Annotated in this window: 19 protein-coding genes; 11 read left to right on the forward strand and 8 right to left on the reverse strand. The window is 38.1% G+C overall.

Going from position 1 to position 19,092, the window contains the following annotated elements; translation table 11 throughout:
* Positions 1-88 precede the first annotated feature (88 nt).
* Positions 89-613, forward strand: a complete 525-nt coding sequence (locus ED622_RS14400) for a DUF1993 domain-containing protein (protein ID WP_122035183.1) — start codon at positions 89-91, stop codon at positions 611-613.
* A gap of 65 nt (positions 614-678) precedes the next feature.
* Here the strand turns inward: ED622_RS14400 and blaALI are convergent, their stop codons facing one another.
* Positions 679-1,419, reverse strand: a complete 741-nt coding sequence (gene blaALI / locus ED622_RS14405; RefSeq protein WP_254052636.1) for an ALI family subclass B1 metallo-beta-lactamase — start codon at positions 1,417-1,419, stop codon at positions 679-681.
* A 155-nt stretch (positions 1,420-1,574) separates the two neighbouring features.
* Here blaALI and ED622_RS14410 point away from each other — a divergent pair, with 155 nt between their 5' ends.
* From ED622_RS14410 to ED622_RS14420, 3 genes are all read left to right on the forward strand, one after another.
* Complete coding sequence (locus tag ED622_RS14410) at positions 1,575-2,177, forward strand: LysE family translocator (protein WP_122035187.1); 603 nt, start codon at positions 1,575-1,577, stop codon at positions 2,175-2,177.
* A gap of 15 nt (positions 2,178-2,192) precedes the next feature.
* Complete coding sequence (locus ED622_RS14415) at positions 2,193-3,002, forward strand: helix-turn-helix domain-containing protein (protein ID WP_254052637.1); 810 nt, start codon at positions 2,193-2,195, stop codon at positions 3,000-3,002.
* Positions 3,003-3,087: 85 nt separating this feature from the next.
* Positions 3,088-4,044, forward strand: coding sequence for a DUF2860 domain-containing protein (locus tag ED622_RS14420; RefSeq protein ID WP_122035191.1), 957 nt, complete (start codon positions 3,088-3,090; stop codon positions 4,042-4,044).
* Positions 4,045-4,102: 58 nt separating this feature from the next.
* Here the strand turns inward: ED622_RS14420 and ED622_RS14425 are convergent, their stop codons facing one another.
* Both ED622_RS14425 and ED622_RS14430 read right to left on the reverse strand, forming a co-directional pair.
* Positions 4,103-4,474 carry a hypothetical protein gene (locus ED622_RS14425; protein ID WP_122035193.1) on the reverse strand — a complete coding sequence of 124 codons (372 nt, stop codon included), beginning with the start codon at positions 4,472-4,474 and terminating at the stop codon, positions 4,103-4,105.
* A 21-nt stretch (positions 4,475-4,495) separates the two neighbouring features.
* Positions 4,496-4,801 carry a monooxygenase gene (locus tag ED622_RS14430; protein WP_122035195.1) on the reverse strand — a complete coding sequence of 102 codons (306 nt, stop codon included), beginning with the start codon at positions 4,799-4,801 and terminating at the stop codon, positions 4,496-4,498.
* A gap of 135 nt (positions 4,802-4,936) precedes the next feature.
* On the opposite strand from ED622_RS14430, the gene ED622_RS14435 reads away from it, so the two are divergent.
* Positions 4,937-5,821, forward strand: a complete 885-nt coding sequence (locus ED622_RS14435) for a LysR family transcriptional regulator (protein WP_122035197.1) — start codon at positions 4,937-4,939, stop codon at positions 5,819-5,821.
* A 16-nt stretch (positions 5,822-5,837) separates the two neighbouring features.
* Here ED622_RS14435 and ED622_RS14440 read toward each other — a convergent pair whose 3' ends face one another.
* Positions 5,838-6,770, reverse strand: a complete 933-nt coding sequence (locus ED622_RS14440; RefSeq protein ID WP_122035199.1) for a LysR family transcriptional regulator — start codon at positions 6,768-6,770, stop codon at positions 5,838-5,840.
* 149 nt (positions 6,771-6,919) lie between these two features.
* Here ED622_RS14440 and ED622_RS14445 point away from each other — a divergent pair, with 149 nt between their 5' ends.
* Positions 6,920-8,518 (forward strand): DUF1214 domain-containing protein, encoded by a 1,599-nt coding sequence (locus ED622_RS14445; protein WP_122035201.1) that lies wholly within the window; start codon positions 6,920-6,922, stop codon positions 8,516-8,518.
* A gap of 86 nt (positions 8,519-8,604) precedes the next feature.
* Here ED622_RS14445 and ED622_RS14450 read toward each other — a convergent pair whose 3' ends face one another.
* Complete coding sequence (locus ED622_RS14450; RefSeq protein WP_254052638.1) at positions 8,605-10,524, reverse strand: alpha/beta fold hydrolase; 1,920 nt, start codon at positions 10,522-10,524, stop codon at positions 8,605-8,607.
* A gap of 276 nt (positions 10,525-10,800) precedes the next feature.
* Between ED622_RS14450 and cobA the strand changes: the two genes are divergently transcribed.
* From cobA to ED622_RS14470, 5 genes are read left to right on the forward strand one after another with little or no spacing between them, the layout of a single operon-like run.
* Positions 10,801-11,577 (forward strand): uroporphyrinogen-III C-methyltransferase, encoded by a 777-nt coding sequence (gene cobA / locus ED622_RS14455; RefSeq protein ID WP_122035203.1) that lies wholly within the window; start codon positions 10,801-10,803, stop codon positions 11,575-11,577.
* Between the two features lie 54 nt (positions 11,578-11,631).
* Entirely contained in the window at positions 11,632-12,381 is a 750-nt protein-coding gene (locus ED622_RS14460) for a hypothetical protein (RefSeq protein ID WP_254052639.1), read from the forward strand.
* Complete coding sequence (locus ED622_RS20055) at positions 12,378-12,680, forward strand: 4Fe-4S dicluster domain-containing protein (RefSeq protein WP_254052640.1); 303 nt, start codon at positions 12,378-12,380, stop codon at positions 12,678-12,680. The genes ED622_RS14460 and ED622_RS20055 overlap by 4 nt, the downstream gene beginning before the upstream one ends.
* Positions 12,673-13,473: an anaerobic sulfite reductase subunit AsrB gene (asrB, locus tag ED622_RS14465; protein ID WP_122035206.1), complete on the forward strand. Its 801-nt coding sequence runs from the start codon at positions 12,673-12,675 to the stop codon at positions 13,471-13,473. The genes ED622_RS20055 and asrB overlap by 8 nt, the downstream gene beginning before the upstream one ends.
* A 10-nt stretch (positions 13,474-13,483) precedes the next feature.
* Positions 13,484-14,089 carry a hypothetical protein gene (locus ED622_RS14470; protein ID WP_122035208.1) on the forward strand — a complete coding sequence of 202 codons (606 nt, stop codon included), beginning with the start codon at positions 13,484-13,486 and terminating at the stop codon, positions 14,087-14,089.
* 427 nt (positions 14,090-14,516) lie between these two features.
* Here the strand turns inward: ED622_RS14470 and ED622_RS14480 are convergent, their stop codons facing one another.
* The 3 genes from ED622_RS14480 to ED622_RS14490 all read right to left on the reverse strand — a co-directional run bounded on the left by ED622_RS14480 (position 14,517) and on the right by ED622_RS14490 (position 18,994).
* Positions 14,517-16,394: an aspartate:alanine exchanger family transporter gene (locus ED622_RS14480; RefSeq protein ID WP_122035210.1), complete on the reverse strand. Its 1,878-nt coding sequence runs from the start codon at positions 16,392-16,394 to the stop codon at positions 14,517-14,519.
* Between the two features lie 117 nt (positions 16,395-16,511).
* Entirely contained in the window at positions 16,512-17,906 is a 1,395-nt protein-coding gene (locus ED622_RS14485; RefSeq protein ID WP_122035212.1) for a glutamate decarboxylase, read from the reverse strand.
* 197 nt (positions 17,907-18,103) lie between these two features.
* On the reverse strand, positions 18,104-18,994 hold the full coding sequence (locus ED622_RS14490; protein WP_162922529.1) for a LysR family transcriptional regulator: 891 nt from the start codon (positions 18,992-18,994) through the stop codon (positions 18,104-18,106).
* Between the last annotated feature and the right edge of the window lie 98 nt (positions 18,995-19,092).

Genomic DNA, 19,092 nt, shown 5'->3' on the forward strand with positions numbered 1-19,092 from the left:
GGTTAAGACTCTATTTACTACTGCATTTGCAAATTAGTTATTATTTACCTACATTGAACTGACTTTCGTCATTAATAAAGGAACTCTCATGACTATGCTTTCTGATATCACTCTTACTCCTTTTTCTAATTCATTAAATGTTGCCATTCATTTAATGACTAAAGCAAAAGCGCATTTTGAGGCACAAAATCGAAATACAAATGACATCGTTGATCTTCAATTAGTTGACGATATGCTTCCTCTTTCATTCCAAGTAAATGCCATTTGTCATCACACGCTTGGAGCAACAAAAGCAGCATTAAGTGGTAATTTTTATATTCCATCACCTTTAGGGGAGATTGATTTTGATGGTTTAATTGATGTCCTAAAAAGCACACAAAAAGAGTTAAACGCTATCACTGTAAACGAAATTAACGCACGGACTGGGGAAACCATTATTTTCCACTACCCAGAGCGACCAATGCCATTTACTGCTGAAGGTTTTATTACTTCATTCTCAACACCAAACCTATATTTTCATCAAACCACGCTATACAACTTACTGCGTAAAGAAGGCGTTCCGTTGAGTAAAATAGATTTTATCGGTGCACTATCGCTTAGCGCTTCAGAATAAATATCGCTTTATAAAAAAGCCCTGCTTAATGAACACTAAACAGGGCTTTCATGTTTTATGACAACTTACAAACTTTTAGCAATATCGAAAGTGTGGCTAATAATGCTAGTTCCCTCACCAACGTTACCATGTCCAGGAACGACAAATCGCGCTTCAGGGTATTTTGTTAATACTTTCTGAACTGAGTTTGCCCATTCTTTCTTATCTGCGTCACCAGTCCATCCAATCGTATTAACTTCATTCGCTCGCATTAAACAGCCACCAAGCAATACTTGCTTTTTGGGTAACCATACAACTGCATTATCTTTCGTGTGACCCGCTCCCGGAAAGAAAACTTCAATCTTATTTTCTAATAGCACAAAATTATCATCTGAAAATTGATGATTAGTAGCTTTCTTATTATCACCTTTCAAAAATGTGTTGGTTAATGTAGACGCATAGGTCTCAAAGTTATGTTCTTGCAGATATTCTAAACCACCAGTTTGATCTTCATGAAAATGAGAAAATACTGTTTTCTTTAACGTTAAGCCTCTGTTTTCAATCCACGTCATCAGTTGAGGCATGTTCGATGCATTCCATGGTGTATCAATTAAATATACATCCTTCCCATCAACATATACCAATGAATTAGCGTCCATTAAAATAGGCTTATCTGGGTTCTGTAAATTTTTAAATTCACGATACGATTTAACCAAAAAAACATTATTCGTAATTTCTTCAAATTGAAGGGGTTTTACTAACTCATCTGCGGCAGAAGCATTAAAGCCAATAACAGCACTTAATAGCGCTAACGTTATTTTAAACATGAATTCCATTCCTTTGTTAGTTTATCACAAAGATACAACATAATTCCTTTGAGAAGTGTTAGTTAAATGTAAAAAAAACAATTTTGTACAATAACTAACATATTCTGAACGCTTATTCTATTTGGCATAAATTCCCCCCAAAAAAAGACACACGCATGACTCTATTTTTAGCTATGGCGATGTTCGCCTTGGTAACCTCTCTCTCTCCAGGTCCGGTGAATATACTGGCAACCGTTACTGGAGCTAATCATGGCTATACCAGAACTATTCCACATATTTTTGGTGCAACTGTGGGTTTTGTGTCTATCCTGATTATATTGGGGTTAGGGCTAATACAAGCCTTTGATGATTCACATACAGCAACACTTGTCTTAAATTATCTTGGCAGTGCCTTCCTACTTTATTTGGCTTATAAAGTAGCGACAAGCGAAAGAACTGAGCAAGATAAAAATAAAAAAGATGATGCACCAACCATGTTACAAGGCTTATTGTGTCAATGGTTGAACCCAAAAGCTTGGATTGTATCTTTGTCTGGTGTCACCGTATTTTCTAGTAACGGTGTGATTCCTCTCGAAGACCTCGGTGCATTTAGTGTGATATTTTTTATCGTATGTTACTGCTGTATATCAATTTGGGCTCTGTTAGGCTTAACCATAGGTAAATACCTTGAGCACCCTATTCACTATAAGGTTTTTAATCGAGCGATGGGGGGCTTGCTTGCACTGACAGTAGTGTATGTATTCTTTATATCAAAATAATAAATGGACGTTACGTTGGCTAATTCAAATCCTCACTTTTTAAGATCATCTGTTCTTCCGTTTGAATTACGATATGCCGATAATTCAAACGCTTGCTATAAAAAACACACTCACCCAGAGTTTTCGATTGGTGTAGTAGATAGTGGGATTAGTGAGTATGTAAATCAAAATATAAAACAAACCATTCGACCGGGTTCTACCGTTATCGTGAATCCGGAAGAAGTCCATTCATGCAATCCACAAAAAAGCACGAACTGGAGCTACAAAATGCTCTATGTTGAACCAGAATGGATTGCTGATCTCCAATCTCAAATATCGAATGGAAGCCACCAAGAGTTTCAACCAATTCAAATGACACACAGTGATTGCCCTTTCTTATATCGAGGATTTCAATCACTGGCTAAAACTCTAATAGAAGATGAATCTGCAATCAAAGTTGAACAAACTGCGATTAATTTTTTCTCTGAGTTAATTCTAAAAGGCAGTGATAACCCTTCCCTTGATATTATATCGAAAAAAGCCATTGAGTGTGCCTATCACTATATTTCAGATAATTTTGATAAAAATATTTCTATTTCTGAGATTGCTGAAACTTCTGGCTTAAGTGATTATTACCTTATTCATTCGTTCAAAAAGCAATATGGTATTACCCCTCACGCTTACCAAATAGTAATGCGAATAAATAAAGCAAAAGCCTTACTAAAAGAAGGTGAAAATATCGCTTCTATTGCCACTGATCTCGGTTTCACCGACCAAAGTCATTTCCATCGCAACTTTAAAAATATGGTTGCCGCAACGCCGAAGCAATATAAACAGAGTTTATAACTTCTAAATACCACTTCCTTGTTGATATTTATACGTTACTGTTTCAATATAGTTAATTAAATAATAACTCAAGGAATGGCCTTTTATGAATCTACGTAATTTCTCATTCATTTTATGCGTAATTACACCTTCGGCAATGGCTCAACTTGCAGATAAAGAAGGTATTAGTGGTGAAATTGCATTAACCACAGGGTTTGTCTCTTCAACATCCAATTTTAATACCGAAGGTGAAGATACAATTACCTCTGTGCACCAGAAAGGCTCTAGCGATAACGGTTTTATGGCTTTTCCCCTTGGGAATATTGCCTATACCTTTAGCGAAGAGTTAAACCAGCAAGTGTATGCCGGTACAACTCGTCAAGATGTAGCAACAGGTACTGTTGTTCTTGAGGTCGGTTATAAGTATCAATTTGAATCAAGAATGGCGATAGATGTTTCTATTCTACCAACCATTATGTCTAGCAAAACATGGGCAAACCCATATTTGGTTGGCTCAGCTCGTAAAGAAACAGATGCATCAGGCAATGCATTTCGTTTTAAAGTCGAAAATATCGCAGGGTCAAATTTCACTGTTGATAGTGCTTATGCAACTAAAGACATTGAGAATGATGATGTTCAATACGATGAATTAAAAAGAGACGCAGATACAATCTATTTAAAAGGTCAATATCGTTTACCATTAAGTCGCACTTCATTCGTCCTACCTTCTGTTATTTACCAATCTTCATCTGCGGACGGCAAAGCAAGCTCTTACGATCAATACGGTGCTGAAGTCAGTTTCTTTAAAATAATGGAAAGACACCAACTAGTATTAACCGCTGGCTACAATCAACGAAACTTCGGTGCAGATAGTCCTATTTATGGAAAAACACGTAAAGACGATAAGCTGAGCTTATTTGCTGCTTACGAATACACTAAATTCATGGATTGGCAAGATTGGTCGTTCATCTCTTTTGCAGGTTACAGCTCAACTGATTCAAACATTACATTTTATGACGAATCAGAATACATTGTTACTGTAGGTCTCAATTACAAGTTCTAATATTAGAAATAGCATAAAAGCCCTACTGATAGTATTCAGCAGGGCTTTTTATTAATGACTATATTTTTCTAAACTGTAAGTACGTCAGAATAGAGAGCAGAGTAAAGAAAGCAGGATCGCTCCAACCAAAGCCAACAAATATTCCGATTACCCCTGCATATAGGGTGATCACTACACCTAAACTATTGGTAATCAATAAAGCAAGTAACAGCTTTTTTGCAATAGGGTTTGAGTCAATATCACGCAGTAATAGACTTATCGCAGCAATCCCACCAAGGAAAATGCTCGTATGCTGAGATAAAAATACAGCGTATTGATCATTAAGCTCAACACCATACATTGGCCACATTAAATGCGGACCAAAAAACAAAGCCAAAGCAAATACGCTATAAATTGCACCATGAACAGTTAAGAAAGTTTTGTTAGTCATTATTCTATATATCCAATTAAATTATGCGATTGGGCCGTTATTAATCATTGATAACGATTCGTTAATATCAAAAATATAACCTCGGATATTAGTGATCCCCATACTAGTTAAACGCGCAGTATGCATTGTTAAATAAGCTTGAGCAGAGGCTTCGTCTTCAAACAAATAAATACCTCCGCCAAGTTGAGATTGCTCACTTGTCGTCCAAATCTTCCAAATAACACCTGGTTCTTGGTTAATAGACTCAGCTAAACCTGTCATCATAGCTGTCATTTCATCACCAAATGGGCCTGTAAAATCAAAATCAACTTGCAATAATTTACTCATCTTTATCTCCAACTAATTAAGCAATTAGGAATAGCACTTAGCGTGTCTTCTCCCTTGCGATAAGTGCTATAATACCTATAAAAATTAAACAGAAAAGTTCATAAAACTGCGTATAACTGTGAGTATTTTAGACATATGAGATTAAAAACAACGCTAGCTCAATGGTTAACTTTGTTTGAAATAGACAAGGCTGGCAGTATTCAAGCAGCCGCTATCGCACTAAATAAAAGCCATACCACACTTATTTATGCCGTAAAAAAACTGGAAGACCAACTTGGAGTTTCATTGCTTAAAGTTGAGGGGCGTAGAGCGGTATTAACAGATGATGGTAAGTCATTATTACGCAGAGCACAGTCAATGCTTGAACAGGCCAAAGCGCTTGAAGAGATCAGCACACAGCTATCTCAAGGTATTGAAGCTGAAATCACCGTCGCGATAGATCACCTATGTGATCGTTCATGGTTATATTCCGCCATGTCCGAATTTCTTAAAGACAACAGCACGACTTCTGTTCAAGTCATTGAAACCTCACTCTCTAAAACAACCAACATGGTAACTTCTGAAAGTGCCGATATTTCTATTATTACTTTGCCGATTACCAATCACCCTTGCGAGGCTTTTGGCATGGTTGAGATGTATCCTGTTGTTGCTAAACACCATCCATTAGCTTCATATTCAGCCCCTTGTTTGGCCGATCTTACAACCAGCTGCCAAATTGTCATTCGAGATTTGGGCTTAGAGAATAAACAAAATGTGGGTTGGCTAAAATCAAACCAGCGCATTACCGTAGATAATTTTGACCATGCATGGCAAGCCACCAGACAAGGGTTAGGATATTGTCGTCTTCCATTACATATTATTGAACTTCATAACGATAGAAATATGATTATTTTGGATATAGAAAATTCAACCACCTACCAAGTCCCCTTACACCTCACGCTTCCAAAAGGTGCAAAAACAGGACCCGCTGCAAAATACCTTTATCAATTACTCATGAAATCCGTTCAAACAAGAGAGTAGCACTTAACAGCAAATGCTATTTTTTTATCATTTCCATTTCTGCAATCGCTTCGTGCGTACATTCCTTCAACCACTTAATTAAAGGAGTACGGCGGTTTTTACTCGCGACAACAAGCCCTATGTCTCCTCCTGGTTGAACAATCTCTTCAGGTAAAGGCAGCTTTTGAAAATCATCACCTAACGTATTCGCTAAAGATTCAGAGCAAGGAAACAGCATATCAGTTCTTTGTACTGAGTTTAAAATCACATCAAGGTAGCTGCTTCTCAACCTAATACGACACTCTTTATTTAATGACTTCAGTGAATTAACTACATACGCTTTGTGCTCATTCCAATTTGGTATAACCAGTGTTGCTATATCTAATTGAATGGTATTTTCAAAACTTTCTTTACCCGTAATTAATGGATGATCTTTACGTCCTATTAATACAAAGCGATCCGTTGCTAGTACCGATTGAGAAAGTTGTTTTGATATTTCTAGCGGAAAATAATTTAAGCCTAGCTGTATTTGATCATGAAGAATATTTTCAGGCGTTGCTCTGTCCCAATTAGAAAAAACAACTTCAACATTCGGTGCTTTCTCTAAAATAATGCCGCATAAACTAGAGGCAATAGACGGTGCAATAAAACCATTCATTGCAATATTAATTCTTCCCTCTAACACCGAACTATCAAATTCATCTAATGGTTCTAAAGCTGCGAAAAGCGTTGCCATCGCAGGCCTAATATTGTCCCCAATTTCTAGTGCTTTAGGGGTTGGTGTTAATCCATAATGACTTCGTATAAACAATTCATCTTCAAAAAAATCTCTTAATCGTGCAAGCGCCCTACTGACACCGGGTTGACTTAAAAACAAGCGTTCAGATGCTTTTCGTGTATTACGAACGTCTAATAAAACCGTAAACACCTTTAGTAAATTAAGATCTAATTGATGAATTTTATTCTTCATTCTCTGCCCTATTTTTGATCACATAATCAACAATGACTAAATGATATATCTCTTATCCTTTCAATTCATTATTCAAGTTATCAAAAATGGATAAAAATAGAACCCAGTTGAACGAAAAACTTTCTTCATCACATTTTCTTGGAGTCCCTATGAAAAAAACATTACTTGCTTTGTCACTTATCACAATCACATGTAATGCAGCTGCGAGTGCTTCTCCTGATGCAGTTTCTTCTACTTCTGATAGGTATTCAGAATTAGCTAATCTAGAAATGAATGGCGGATTTCCTACCGAAAAAAGTCAAGAGATATTACAACAAGAAAGCTATTTTCAACGAGCATCCATGCTTTATCAATGGGCTCTTCCAATTGTGAATATGAAAGCGATGCAAGAAGGTCACGCCGAATTAATGAATGGTACCGCCTACAACAAAATTGCCATTTATCAAGATCGTTTGAAACCAAATACATTAATAACAACACCAAATTCAGATGTAATTTATGCAATGGGCTGGCTTGATATGAAAGACACAGGTCCTTTGGTCATAGAACATCCCGCTGGATTACAATCACTTATGGATGATATGTATCACCATCCATTACGTGGTCCATTAGATAAGAATCAACCTGGTGGACAATATTTAGGGGATATTGGAAATGCCGGCCCAGATAAAGGCAAAGCAGCTAAGTTTTTAATCTTGCCGCCAAATAAAAAACGTGAAGATTATGCACAGCTTGCAGGTAAGTACTTTATTTATGAGTCAAATACCTCTGAAGTATTCTTATTCTTGCGCTCTTTCTTTAAAGATATGAATAACCTTGAACCAGCAGTTAGTCGAGTAAAAGAAATCAAAGTTTATCCATTAAATGGCCATGCTGAATCAATGGAATTCTTTAATGTATCTGATGTTCCTTCTAAATCCATTTGGGATAACGATTATCGATTCTATGAAACATTAGACAGAGCCGTTCAAAATATGGAACTGGCTACGTTTGACTCATACATGAATGGCGTCATGGCGGCCATTGGGATCAGTAAAGGCGTTGAATTTACACCAACTGAAGATCAAAAAGAGACGCTAACAAAAGCCGCTCAAACCGGTTGGAAAATAAGTAAAGAAATTGCCCTTAACTTTGATGAGAAATCAAGTAAAACCACTGGCGACACTTGGTTTTGGAAAGAAGCACCATCATGGGTAGCTCATGCTTTAACTGACAAAGGTAATCAATATCATGCGTTATCAGATCCTTATTATCACAATATAAAAACTGGTTACACTAATGTCGATGCCATCACTCACATGTACACAAACCATTATTCAATGTCTACAGGAATGATTAATGCGAAGGTTGGTGCAGGTGCTAAATACGCTGGCGCATATAAGGACAAAGATCTTAATCCGTTAATTGGCTCTTGTAATTACTCTTTACGTATTCCGACAGATGTACCTGCTAGTTTATTCTGGTCGGTCACTGCTTACGATGCTGCAACTGCAGCAGGTGTTAATGTTGAAAATCATCAATGGCCGTCATTAGGTGATCGCGATCAGCCAGTTAAAAACAACGATGAGTCTGTCACGTTATTCTTTGGTCCAACTGCACCAGAGAATGCTCAATTAGCCAAATACAACTGGTTGCAATTTGATAACGACAGCTGGTTCTCTCTGATCCGCTTTTATGGACCTCAACAAAGCTTATTTGATGGTTCTTGGGTTCCGGGTGAATTTGAAAAAATCGACTGTGTGAAATAACCAATTAATTAAACTTTGAAGATGTGAAATAAGATCTAGGTAACAAATAAAAGCCTTCTAGTTTATAAAACTAGAAGGCTTTTTTATCAATAATAACGATAATCACTAGTATAAAAATCCAGTAACTTATTAATCGCTATATCTCGGTAGGTATCTTTTTCAATTAACATGTCATGATAAGCACCTGCAATGGGTTCTAAATGGCTTGTATGGCACTTCTCATGGAATTCAGCTTGTGCAACATTACTCACCACCAAATCGTCCCCAGCTTGAAGGATCAATATTGGAATTTTTACTTTATGCGCATTCGCGATGCATTTTTTCCCAGCTTTAATAGATTCGGTTATCCAATGAGTGCTCGGCCCACCTAATCTTAAATTTGGTTTATCTAAAAATAGATCAACAAACATTTTGTATCTAACTTCACTGTGAGTTAATACATTGTCTTTATATCGAACTTTTTTAAAGTGGCTTTGGCCTAATGCATAATTTGGTTTACTTGCTAACACATCCAATAAATTTAAGGTCTGCTTTTTTAAACCGTGAGCTTTTCCTGATATGTATACACCAAACATAGGAGAAGTAGCAGTCGATGCTTTCACCGGATGATCGAACGTCGATAAGTACTGAGTCATTACTGCTGCCCCCATTGAGTGAGAAAGCATAAAACATTCGCCCTCAAGATCTGGCCTCACGACTCTCTCCATAAAAATATAAAGATCCATAACATAATCATGAAAGTCATCCACATGGCCTAATTCATGATCTTGTGTCATTCGTCCCGATTCACCTTGGCCGCGGTGATCATAAGCATAAATATTGAAATACTGACTTAACTCAAGAATCACTTCTTTATATTTCCAATAACTTTCATTACGACCATTCACAATAACCAGTGTTTGCTTTTTATCGTTAGGGTTAACATTAATCCACTTTAATGGAATACGCTCGACACCTAAAACTTCGCCACACTTTTTATTATTCCAAATAGCATCAATTTGATCATTGTATTCTTGCTGTTTCACTTCATCCGTAAAACGATCTTCACGTGTTTTCACTAAAAAACGTTCTTGTGATAAATGTGCTAAGTTCAGCTTTGGCGCAATGGTCTCAAGAAATAGTTTACCCACGTCTTTACCATGATGATAATCCGCATCTAATTGTTTTTTCGTACTGCCAAGCACTTTAGATTGAAGACTTCTATTCGGTGATATTTCATAAATGATGACATCATCTGGTGGGTTCGCTAAAAACGCTTGGGTCTTACGGTAGTTCTCTTCATGAGTCACGAGCATTGCTGCCATATGATCCAATGTACTGTTCTTTGTCATCTTAGCAAGAGAGATTAACCAGTCATGATTTTCGGTAAAATCGACAGGGACAGTGCGAATAACAACAATATGGCGAAAACCTCGATCATACGCCGCTTGTACTGGAATAGGCGTGGTTAACCCACCATCAAGCCAGCGCTTTTCTTCCATTATAACGGGCTGTTTATGTAACGCAGGAATAGCGCAAGATGCACGAAGGATATCTTTCCAGTTACTGGTTGAAAGATCAAAATACTTGGTTTCAAAGTTGGTTGCATGAGCCGCAACAGCAAGAACTTGTTTGGTCGTTAGATGCGTTTCTCCAACTTTCCAATTTAAGGGAATATCAGCTTCAGTTTTATCAATCAACCAATCCAAATCCATCCCTTCTCCAGTCAATAAGAAGCGAGATAATTTGAAAAAATCAGGACTGCGAGTCACTTGGTCAATGATGCGATAAGCGTGCCCTTTATGCCCACAAATATAAGACGCTAAATTCAGTGAGCCTGCAGAGGTACCAATCAATAAATCAAATGGATTAAAGTTAGCCTGTAAGAAGCTATCAAGAACACCGGCCGTAAATACACCTCTTTGACCGCCCCCCTCAGTAACTAACGCAATTTTATCGACTTCTCTTTTAGAAAAACGAAAAACATCAAAACTGTTTTTACTGATCGAATAATGTTCGCCCATCATATAACGTCACTTACGATAAATATTTAATAACGCGATTATCGCACGCCCTTAGCCATTAAAAAAACCTGTTCTTTTTCAACACTCGAACTTTCACGCTAAATAATTGATCCTAAAAAGAAGAAAGTAGATTAGCTTTAATATAAAAAACCCTTATTATCTTAATTATTAGGTAGTTACTATCGTTAATTTTTTATTAACATATATTAAGCATTACTCAATTTAGCTAAACGACTTTATTGTTTACTATTCTTAAATACCCACAATTTGAGTAATGATATGACAATAAAATCCCAGTATAACAATAAGGGCCATGCCTACATCGTTGGAGCAGGAACTGGTGATCCTGAATTGTTAACTGTAAAAGCAGCTCGGATTATCGCCTACGTAGATGTTGTCATCTACGACAATCTGGTCTCCCAAGAAATTCTAGATCTGATCCCTCCTTGCTCTGAACTTGTCTATGTTGGCAAAACCTTTAACACTGAGTGCCACTGTCAATCAGAAATCAACGACGAAATAATCAAACATATTCAAATAGGAAAATCCGTTTGTCGGCTTAAAGGCGGTGATCCATTTGTGTTTGGACGTGGCGGAGAAGAAGCTATTGCGTTACAAGAACTTGGTATTTCATTTGAGGTTATCCCCGGTATCACAGCTGCTATAGGCTGTTGCAGTTATGCAGGTATACCTACTACGCATCGCGGTATTTCCAGTGGAGTAACGATAGTAACCGGTCGAGATCAATTCAATTCCGATCATATTCACTGGCGAGGATTAGTGCAGTTAAAGCATACGATTGTGTTCTACATGGGATTACACAAGTCAGATATCATCTCAAAAAACCTTATTAACAATGGCATGTCTGCTAATACCCCTACCGCTATCATCAGCAATGGTACCCGAAGCAACCAAAGTATTATTACCTGTGAGCTTGGACTATTAGCTGAAACCGTTGAAGTCTGTAAGCCACTAATGCCTGCCATTATTGTTGTAGGACAAGTAGTGAATTTATCCAAAGCTATTGAATGGTTTCCTAATGAGCGAGCCCATTAAATGGCTTAATGAAAGTAATCTAAAACTATCTTTTATAAAAATTCAGAGGGCTGTATGTCTAAATACGTAACGAACGAAGAATTAGATCGTGTCATTTCATCACTAAAGAAAACACACCGAATAATGTCACCAGTATATGAGCGCATGGGCGGACGATTCGCTCATGACGATAACCTTATCTACGATGAGTTAGATACATTCAGTGAGTTAGTGTGGAAAGATAAATCACACTTCTCACCCAAAGAAGTCGTCTTCCCCATCACTGAAACTCTATTTTGGTTAGATGGTAACGAACTAAGAGAATCCAAAGTAGATCCTCGTCCTGTCATTTTATTCCTTCGCACTTGTGATATTAATGCGCTAAAAAGCTTAGATCACATGTTTTTAAAAAATGGTGGCAATGAGGATTTTTACTACAAACGACTGCGAGCAAAATTAAAACTAGTTTTGATTGAATGTGAAACTAGCTTTGAAAATTGCTTTTGTGTGTCGATGAATACAAATACCACACAAAACTTTTCTGCTTCTTTCAAATTTAGTGACAACGGGGCTGATGTTGTTTTTCAAGATGAAGATCTTACTGATTACTTTACTCACCTAGGCATCGATTCATACAGAAAAACAAGCTTTGTTTCCGAAAATAACATCAAATTAAAAACGCCAGATCAAGTTTGCTCTGATCCTATTAAAGTACGTCAAATTCTTACCGAAAATCCAATGTGGGATGAATACGACAGTCGGTGCATTGTGGCCGTTGCACAACCTCATGCCCAACATGCAGCTGCTACAGTGTATTTGATGTGATTTACAACCAAGAAGCAAAAGTTGGTGAACGCCGCCGCCAACATGCCAGTTGCATGACAGGACATTTCACCGACATGGCTGGAGGTCACAAATTCCGAGACAAAACCGGTGAAAGATTACGCTATAGAGCATTACATAAAGTTAATGATTTCAAGTCGCGCCAAGGCGAGCATCATATGTGTGTTGGCTGTGGTCGATGTGATGACCGATGTCCTCATTATATTTCATTCAGTAGTATTATCAGAAAAATGACTAGCCAAATAGAGTTAACTTTAGAGAAGGAAGTCGCTCATGTGTAAATGTGAAAATAAATTACTCCCACAAGCCTATAAGATCCTCGAAATCACTAAACATACCGACATTGAATGGAACTATCGTGTCGAGTGCGATTTTTATGTCACTTATGGGCAGTTTGTGGAACTGTCATTGCCTTTATTTGGTGAAGCTCCTATCTCAGTATCTGATTTTGGTGAAGGTTATATCGATCTTCTTATTCGCAAAGTGGGCAAAGTAACCAATGAGCTATTTTCCTTAAAAGAAGGCGACTCTGTTTGGATGCGTGGCGCTCATGGTAATGGCTACCCATTAGAAAAATACCACCACAAACATCTGATTGTGTTTGCTGGTGGTACCGGTGTTGCCCCTGTTAAAGGTTTAATTAGCCACTTCTGTAAACAACCACTATTAACGAAATTTATGGATATTGTCGTAGGGTTTAAAAATGACAAAGCTGTGCTTTATAAAGAAGAAATGAAGCATTGGGATGAATCAATAAATCTTATTTGCACATTAGATGAAGCGTCTGAAAATCCATTTTATCAAGCAGGATTGGTAACGAAGTATATCGATTCCTTGGATCTTTCTAATATAAAAGATGTTCAACTCATTGTAGTTGGCCCCCCCATAATGATTAAATTTGTTGTTCAAGCATTCCAAAAGCGCGGGTTAAGCGAAGGTCAAATTTGGGTGGATTACGAGCGTCGAATGGCGTGTGCCGTGGGTAAATGTGGTCACTGTCGAATAGGTGATAAGTACGTTTGTATTGATGGACCTGTATTTCAATACGATGAAGCACAAGCAATGATAGATTAGGAGAATAGTTATGAATCTAGATGTAGATATTATTAAACTTCGTGCTGATGGCGATTATCGTTTATCGAAAGTGCGTGGTGAATGTATGATAAGCGTGCGAATTCCTGGCGGGATCATGCCTGCATATTTACTTTCAACCGCGCAAGAGATCGCAGAAAAATGGGGTAATGGTATTATACACTTAACCACTCGCCAAAAATTAGCAATGCCCGGTATTCGCTACGAAGATATTCCCGCAGTAAATAAAGCTCTTAAACCATTCATTAAGGACATTACTCAAGACATTTGTGGCGTCGAAGTAGAAGATTTAGAGGCGGGTTATCAGTCCATTGGCGGACGAACCTCAAAGAAAACACCTCGTGTTGGTAAACAATTCTTAAATTGGGTAACTGAAGAGGTTATTCATGACGTAATTGAAAACTTATTTGAATTCGAGAAAGATATGTTAAAAGGAACTCCAAAATACCTGCACATGGGTCACCTTATCGACAAAGGTGGCTATATGAAATTTAAAGAAAGAGTGCTCCGTGGTGTAACACTAAATTCAGAAGCCAAAGTTGCAGAGCGAATGTATTGGGCCGAAGATGAGTACGTAGCAAACATGTATGTAAAATGAATACATTACTAATATTCAGTACTCGAAAAATCTCTAGTACCATAAATAGACAGTTTCTTTAATGCATTACAAGGTTAACTCAGTATTACCAAGTCAACTGTGATAGTGTTGGCATCAAATATGAGGGAGCCTATGAAAAATTACGACCTTTTTATCAAAATCAATGATGCTATTTTACTTGAATTCGATGTCTTTAAAGCATGGGAAAAAACACTCCTTTTAAATGCGCAAAATCAATTGATGAATAGATGCCCGATCTCAGAACCTCAAATGGAACTACTCATTAAGGTACTCGAGAAAAAAAGACCAAAAAAGAGAAAGAAAAGAAGAGTATAAAAGCCATAATGATGAACATCACTATGGCTTTTTTTGTTTAACGAAACGGCCTTGACTGTAATCATCAAACACTTGTAATACTTATTACCTGCTAATATAAGACCATTGTCAGATAACCTAATACGAGAACAATCATAGATGTTAACGCATAAGGAACAGGGTAGCCTACCGCAGGCATATCACTCTGACATTCATCCTGAGCCCCTTTCATTGCAGGAGTACTATTACGTCCACCCGCACAAGCACCAGCGAGAATTGCAGGGTTCATTTTTCTGAAATAGAAACCGTAGATCCAAGCAAGCAACGGTGGAAGTAACGCCGCCACTAAACCTAGGCCTGCGATTTTAATAACCACAATACCTTGGAATGATGCCAATATTTTAGGTCCTACTGTCGCAGCTAATACCGCAACAAACAAACTCAAACCAATATCTTGTAAGAAGCTACGCGCCCCTTCACTCATAGGCCCACCAAATGCTGGATTACGAGTGCGTAAGAATGAGAATATAATCCCCGTTAACATACAACCTGCAGATGTACCTAAGGCAAATGGGATCCCACCTAGCGTGACGCTAAAGTGACCACATACATAACCAATCAATAGAGAAAGTGCTAAGTAGAAGGTTTCTGTCAGTGTACTTTCAACGATTGGATTACTGTTCAGTTTCTTCGCGGTTTGCTGAACACACCAATCAGAACCTGCAACACGAATAACATCCCCTACCTCAACCACAGTCTGAGGTAACATAGGTAACTGATGCCCTTGTCTAAATAAAGATTTCATATAGATACCAAAGCCAACATCTTTACTTATAGCTTCAATTGTTTTGCCTGTATATTCTGATTTACCTAGATGAATATCAGCCACTTCTATATCTACATTACGTGCTCTTGGTTCATCAACTTCAACACCAACCGTGGATTCGCCACCTTCGATTAAGACATGATAATCACCGCGAATACCGATAATATCACCAAGCTGTAGCTGTGGGTTATCCGCAGAATCAATGACTTCATCACCACGAACCACTTTAAGAATTGCAGCGTGAGGATAACGGTGAAATAGCGCTTCAACACTTTGGCCGACCAACTCTTGATGATCAACACGATAAGCTCGAATATCTAGCGGAAGAACCCCTAAATTAGAGAACCCATTGGTACTCGGTAGTGCTTCTGTATCGCCACCAGCACCAAATTCTGCCTCTGCATCTTTACCGGCTTTAACCGGATCGACACCAAACATGGCAGGAAGATATTTAATAAGTAAGATAATAAATACGCTAGATAAAATATAGCTAATGGCATAACCCGCAGCGATATTGGCACTGATCTGATCAAGCGTCATTCCAGCAGGTGCTTTAACGGCTCCAGAATCAATCGCTGATTGAGCTACCCCCATCACCGCAGTTACCGTGTAACTACCCGAGATAATCCCTGCGGCATAACCTGGAGCTAAATCCAATAATTTAGCGCCAAAGAAAACGATAATGAAGTTACTGAACACAACAATTAAGCCAATAACGACAAAATCCAACCCACCTCTTGCTAAACCAGAGAAGAATTGAGGTCCAACTTTCATACCTATTGCGTACATGAACATCATTAGGAAGATATCAGACACCAAACCCGGTGCATCGATATGCAAACCATAAACAGAGAAAGCGGTTAATGCGATAGCAACCCCAACAACCAAGGTCCCAGCCGTTGAGCCTAAATTAATCCCCTTAATTGTTACTTTTCCTAACGGATAGCCAATGGCAATACTTAAGAAAAGAAACACAAAAGGATTGTGAGCGATATAAGAAAATAGAAAACCAAAAACACCAGATGCGTCATGTGCAGCTAACGCTTCAATATTTTCAGCAGCCATAAGGTTAGTAGAGAAGGTAAAAAGTGAAAGAGTAAATAATAAAGTCCAACGTTGAGATTTAATCCAGCGTAAGGCATTACTTAATTGTTCAATATTCATAATTATTTTCCATACAGAATAAAGACAAACTAGGTTTCAATTAACACTAATTTCATATAAATATTAATTGAAACGAATGGGGAGTAATGGGCCACTAGAAACGTGGCCCAAAAGATATTAACCGTGATTAAAGCCTGAAGATTCCAACTCATCACTGCCGTGGGAAATAGGATGCTTAGCAAAAAACTCAACACAATGTTTTAAGTCAGCAACTAATAAATCAGCTTGATCTCGACTGAAACCATGACGAACTAAAATACGCATAATCACTAAGTCTTCACGCTTTGGTGGCATCGCATACGCGGCAATTTGCCAACCACGAGAACGAATTCGATCCGATAGGTCAAATAAGTTAAAACCAGGATTAACCCCTTCTTTCAATGACCAACTCATTGCAGGAATTCCACCATTACCATCATAGATAATCTCAAACATACCCAGTTTTTCAATTTCCGCGGATAAATAAACAGCGGTGTCGTAACAGGCTTGATGGATTTTACGGTAGCCTTCTTTACCTAAGCGTAGGAAGTTATAATATTGAGCTACAATTTGGCCACCAGGACGAGAGAAGTTCAATGCAAAGGTCGGCATGTTGCCACCTAGATAGTTCACATTGAAAATCAGGTCTTCATGCAATGCAGACGCATCACGCCATATCACCCAACCCACACCTAGTGGGCTTAAACCGAATTTATGGCCAGATGCATTAATCGATTTCACTCGAGGAAGACGGAAATCCCACTCTAAGTCAGGATCGCAGAATGGGGCTAAGAAACCACCACTCGCCGCATCAATGTGCATTGGGATATCTAATCCAGTGTCTTCTTGTAATTTATCTAACGCTTCATGCACCGCTTTTACAGGCTCATACTGACAAGTAAATGTCACACCCAATGTTGGAACAACACCAATGGTATTTTCATCACAGCGTTTAATCACCTCTTCAGGCGTCATGATTAAGCGATCGCCTTCCATTGGGATCTCACGTAATTCAATGTCCCAATAACGCGCAAATTTATGCCAGCACACTTGAACAGGACCACAGATCATATTTGGCTTGTCTGTTGGTTTGCCAAGCTTTTTCATTTTTTCGCGCCAAGCCCATTTTAAGGCCATTCCGCCTAGCATTGCTGCTTCACTTGACCCTGTAGTAGAACAACCTAACGTATTTTCTGCGTCTGGAGAGTTCCATAAATCCGCTAACATATGCACACAACGTGCTTCAAGTTCAGCGGTTTGAGGATACTCATCCTTATCGATCATGTTCTTATCGATGCATTCGTCCATTAATTTATGAACTTCATCTTCAACCCAAGTTTGGCAAAACGTAGCTAAGTTCTGTCGAGAATTACCATCCATCATGAGCTCATCATGAACGACTTGGTAGGCATGACGGGGGTCATGTTCTTGTTCAGGCATTTTGTATTTTGGCATAGACAACGAAAGGTCAGCTGACGAATAAACATCATCAAGAAGATCATCTCTGACTGTATCTTTAGAGTGAAGAGGCATACGTTTTAGCTCCATTGAATTGAACAAACAATAAGAATATAAACTGTCGAATTAATTAAATTCGGCCTTAATAAATAACTAATTACAATAGTGTCAATTAGTTATCCATTAATATTTAGTTACATTTCTAGACCCTTTAGTTATGAATGTCAATGTACTTTATTCCACTTTATAAAACATATGTGTCGTTAAGATGACTATTTTTGTGAACGAATTATCTCTTCATCTACCCATTTTAGCAGTTGTTTAATTGCTTTAGACAACACCTGATTTTGCCTAACAATATACCCTAAGCTAGTCGTCGGAAACTTAGGTAATGGGGTTACCGTCGCTTTAAGATTTCGCTTTGGATGAATAGAGAATTCAGGGACTATCGCCACTCCGAATCCCGCCTCAGCCCAATCAATCTGGGCATCTACACTACCCACCTCCATGATACGATATTTAGGTAGATTTAAAGATGGTAAAGCTAAATCAAGTAAGTCTCGTGTTCGCGTATCGTGACCTAATAAAATCAATGTTGGTTCATCATCTAGAGTAATTGTAGGATCAAGATTCGCTTGTTGCCACTCTTCAAGATGATTACCCAGTGCACACCATTTTATTTGCTGTAATTCAGTAAAATGCAGAGGCTGACTTTCTTTCTGTGCAATAACAAAGCCTAAATCGGCCTCTGCACTTTTCACTAATTCAGACGCTTGCGAAGAAGTGGTATTAAGCAGAGAAAAATCGATACCCGGGAACTCTTGCTTAAATAATTGGAATGGCCCAATCAATAATAAGCGCGAAATAATATCACTGGCCGCAATGGTTAGTGTCCCACGGCTCATATCATTAATCGCATTCAAATCGGCTTGGCACACTTGCAATGCCATTAGTGTGTCTTGACTGGTTTGCAGTAAACGAGCCCCTGCTTCCGTTAAATGAAAGGGATTTCTCTCAATTAACTTTACTCGAGTAGTACTTTCTAACTGTTTGATGTGTAAGCTAACATTGGGTTGTGTCATATGAAGTGCTGTCGCTGTTTTACCAAAGTGTTTTAATTCGGCTAACGTGACAAATGTTTTAAGCCAATGGAGATCAAGCATTCCCATACTCTCTTTTTGAATACATTTCACCCAATATGATATATGGATTTCTTATCAAGTCGATAATTATAATTAATTTCTCATATTAACTTATTGGG

The sequence above is a fragment of the Aliivibrio sp. EL58 genome (assembly GCF_900312675.1).
Classification (GTDB): Bacteria; Pseudomonadota; Gammaproteobacteria; order Enterobacterales; family Vibrionaceae; genus Aliivibrio.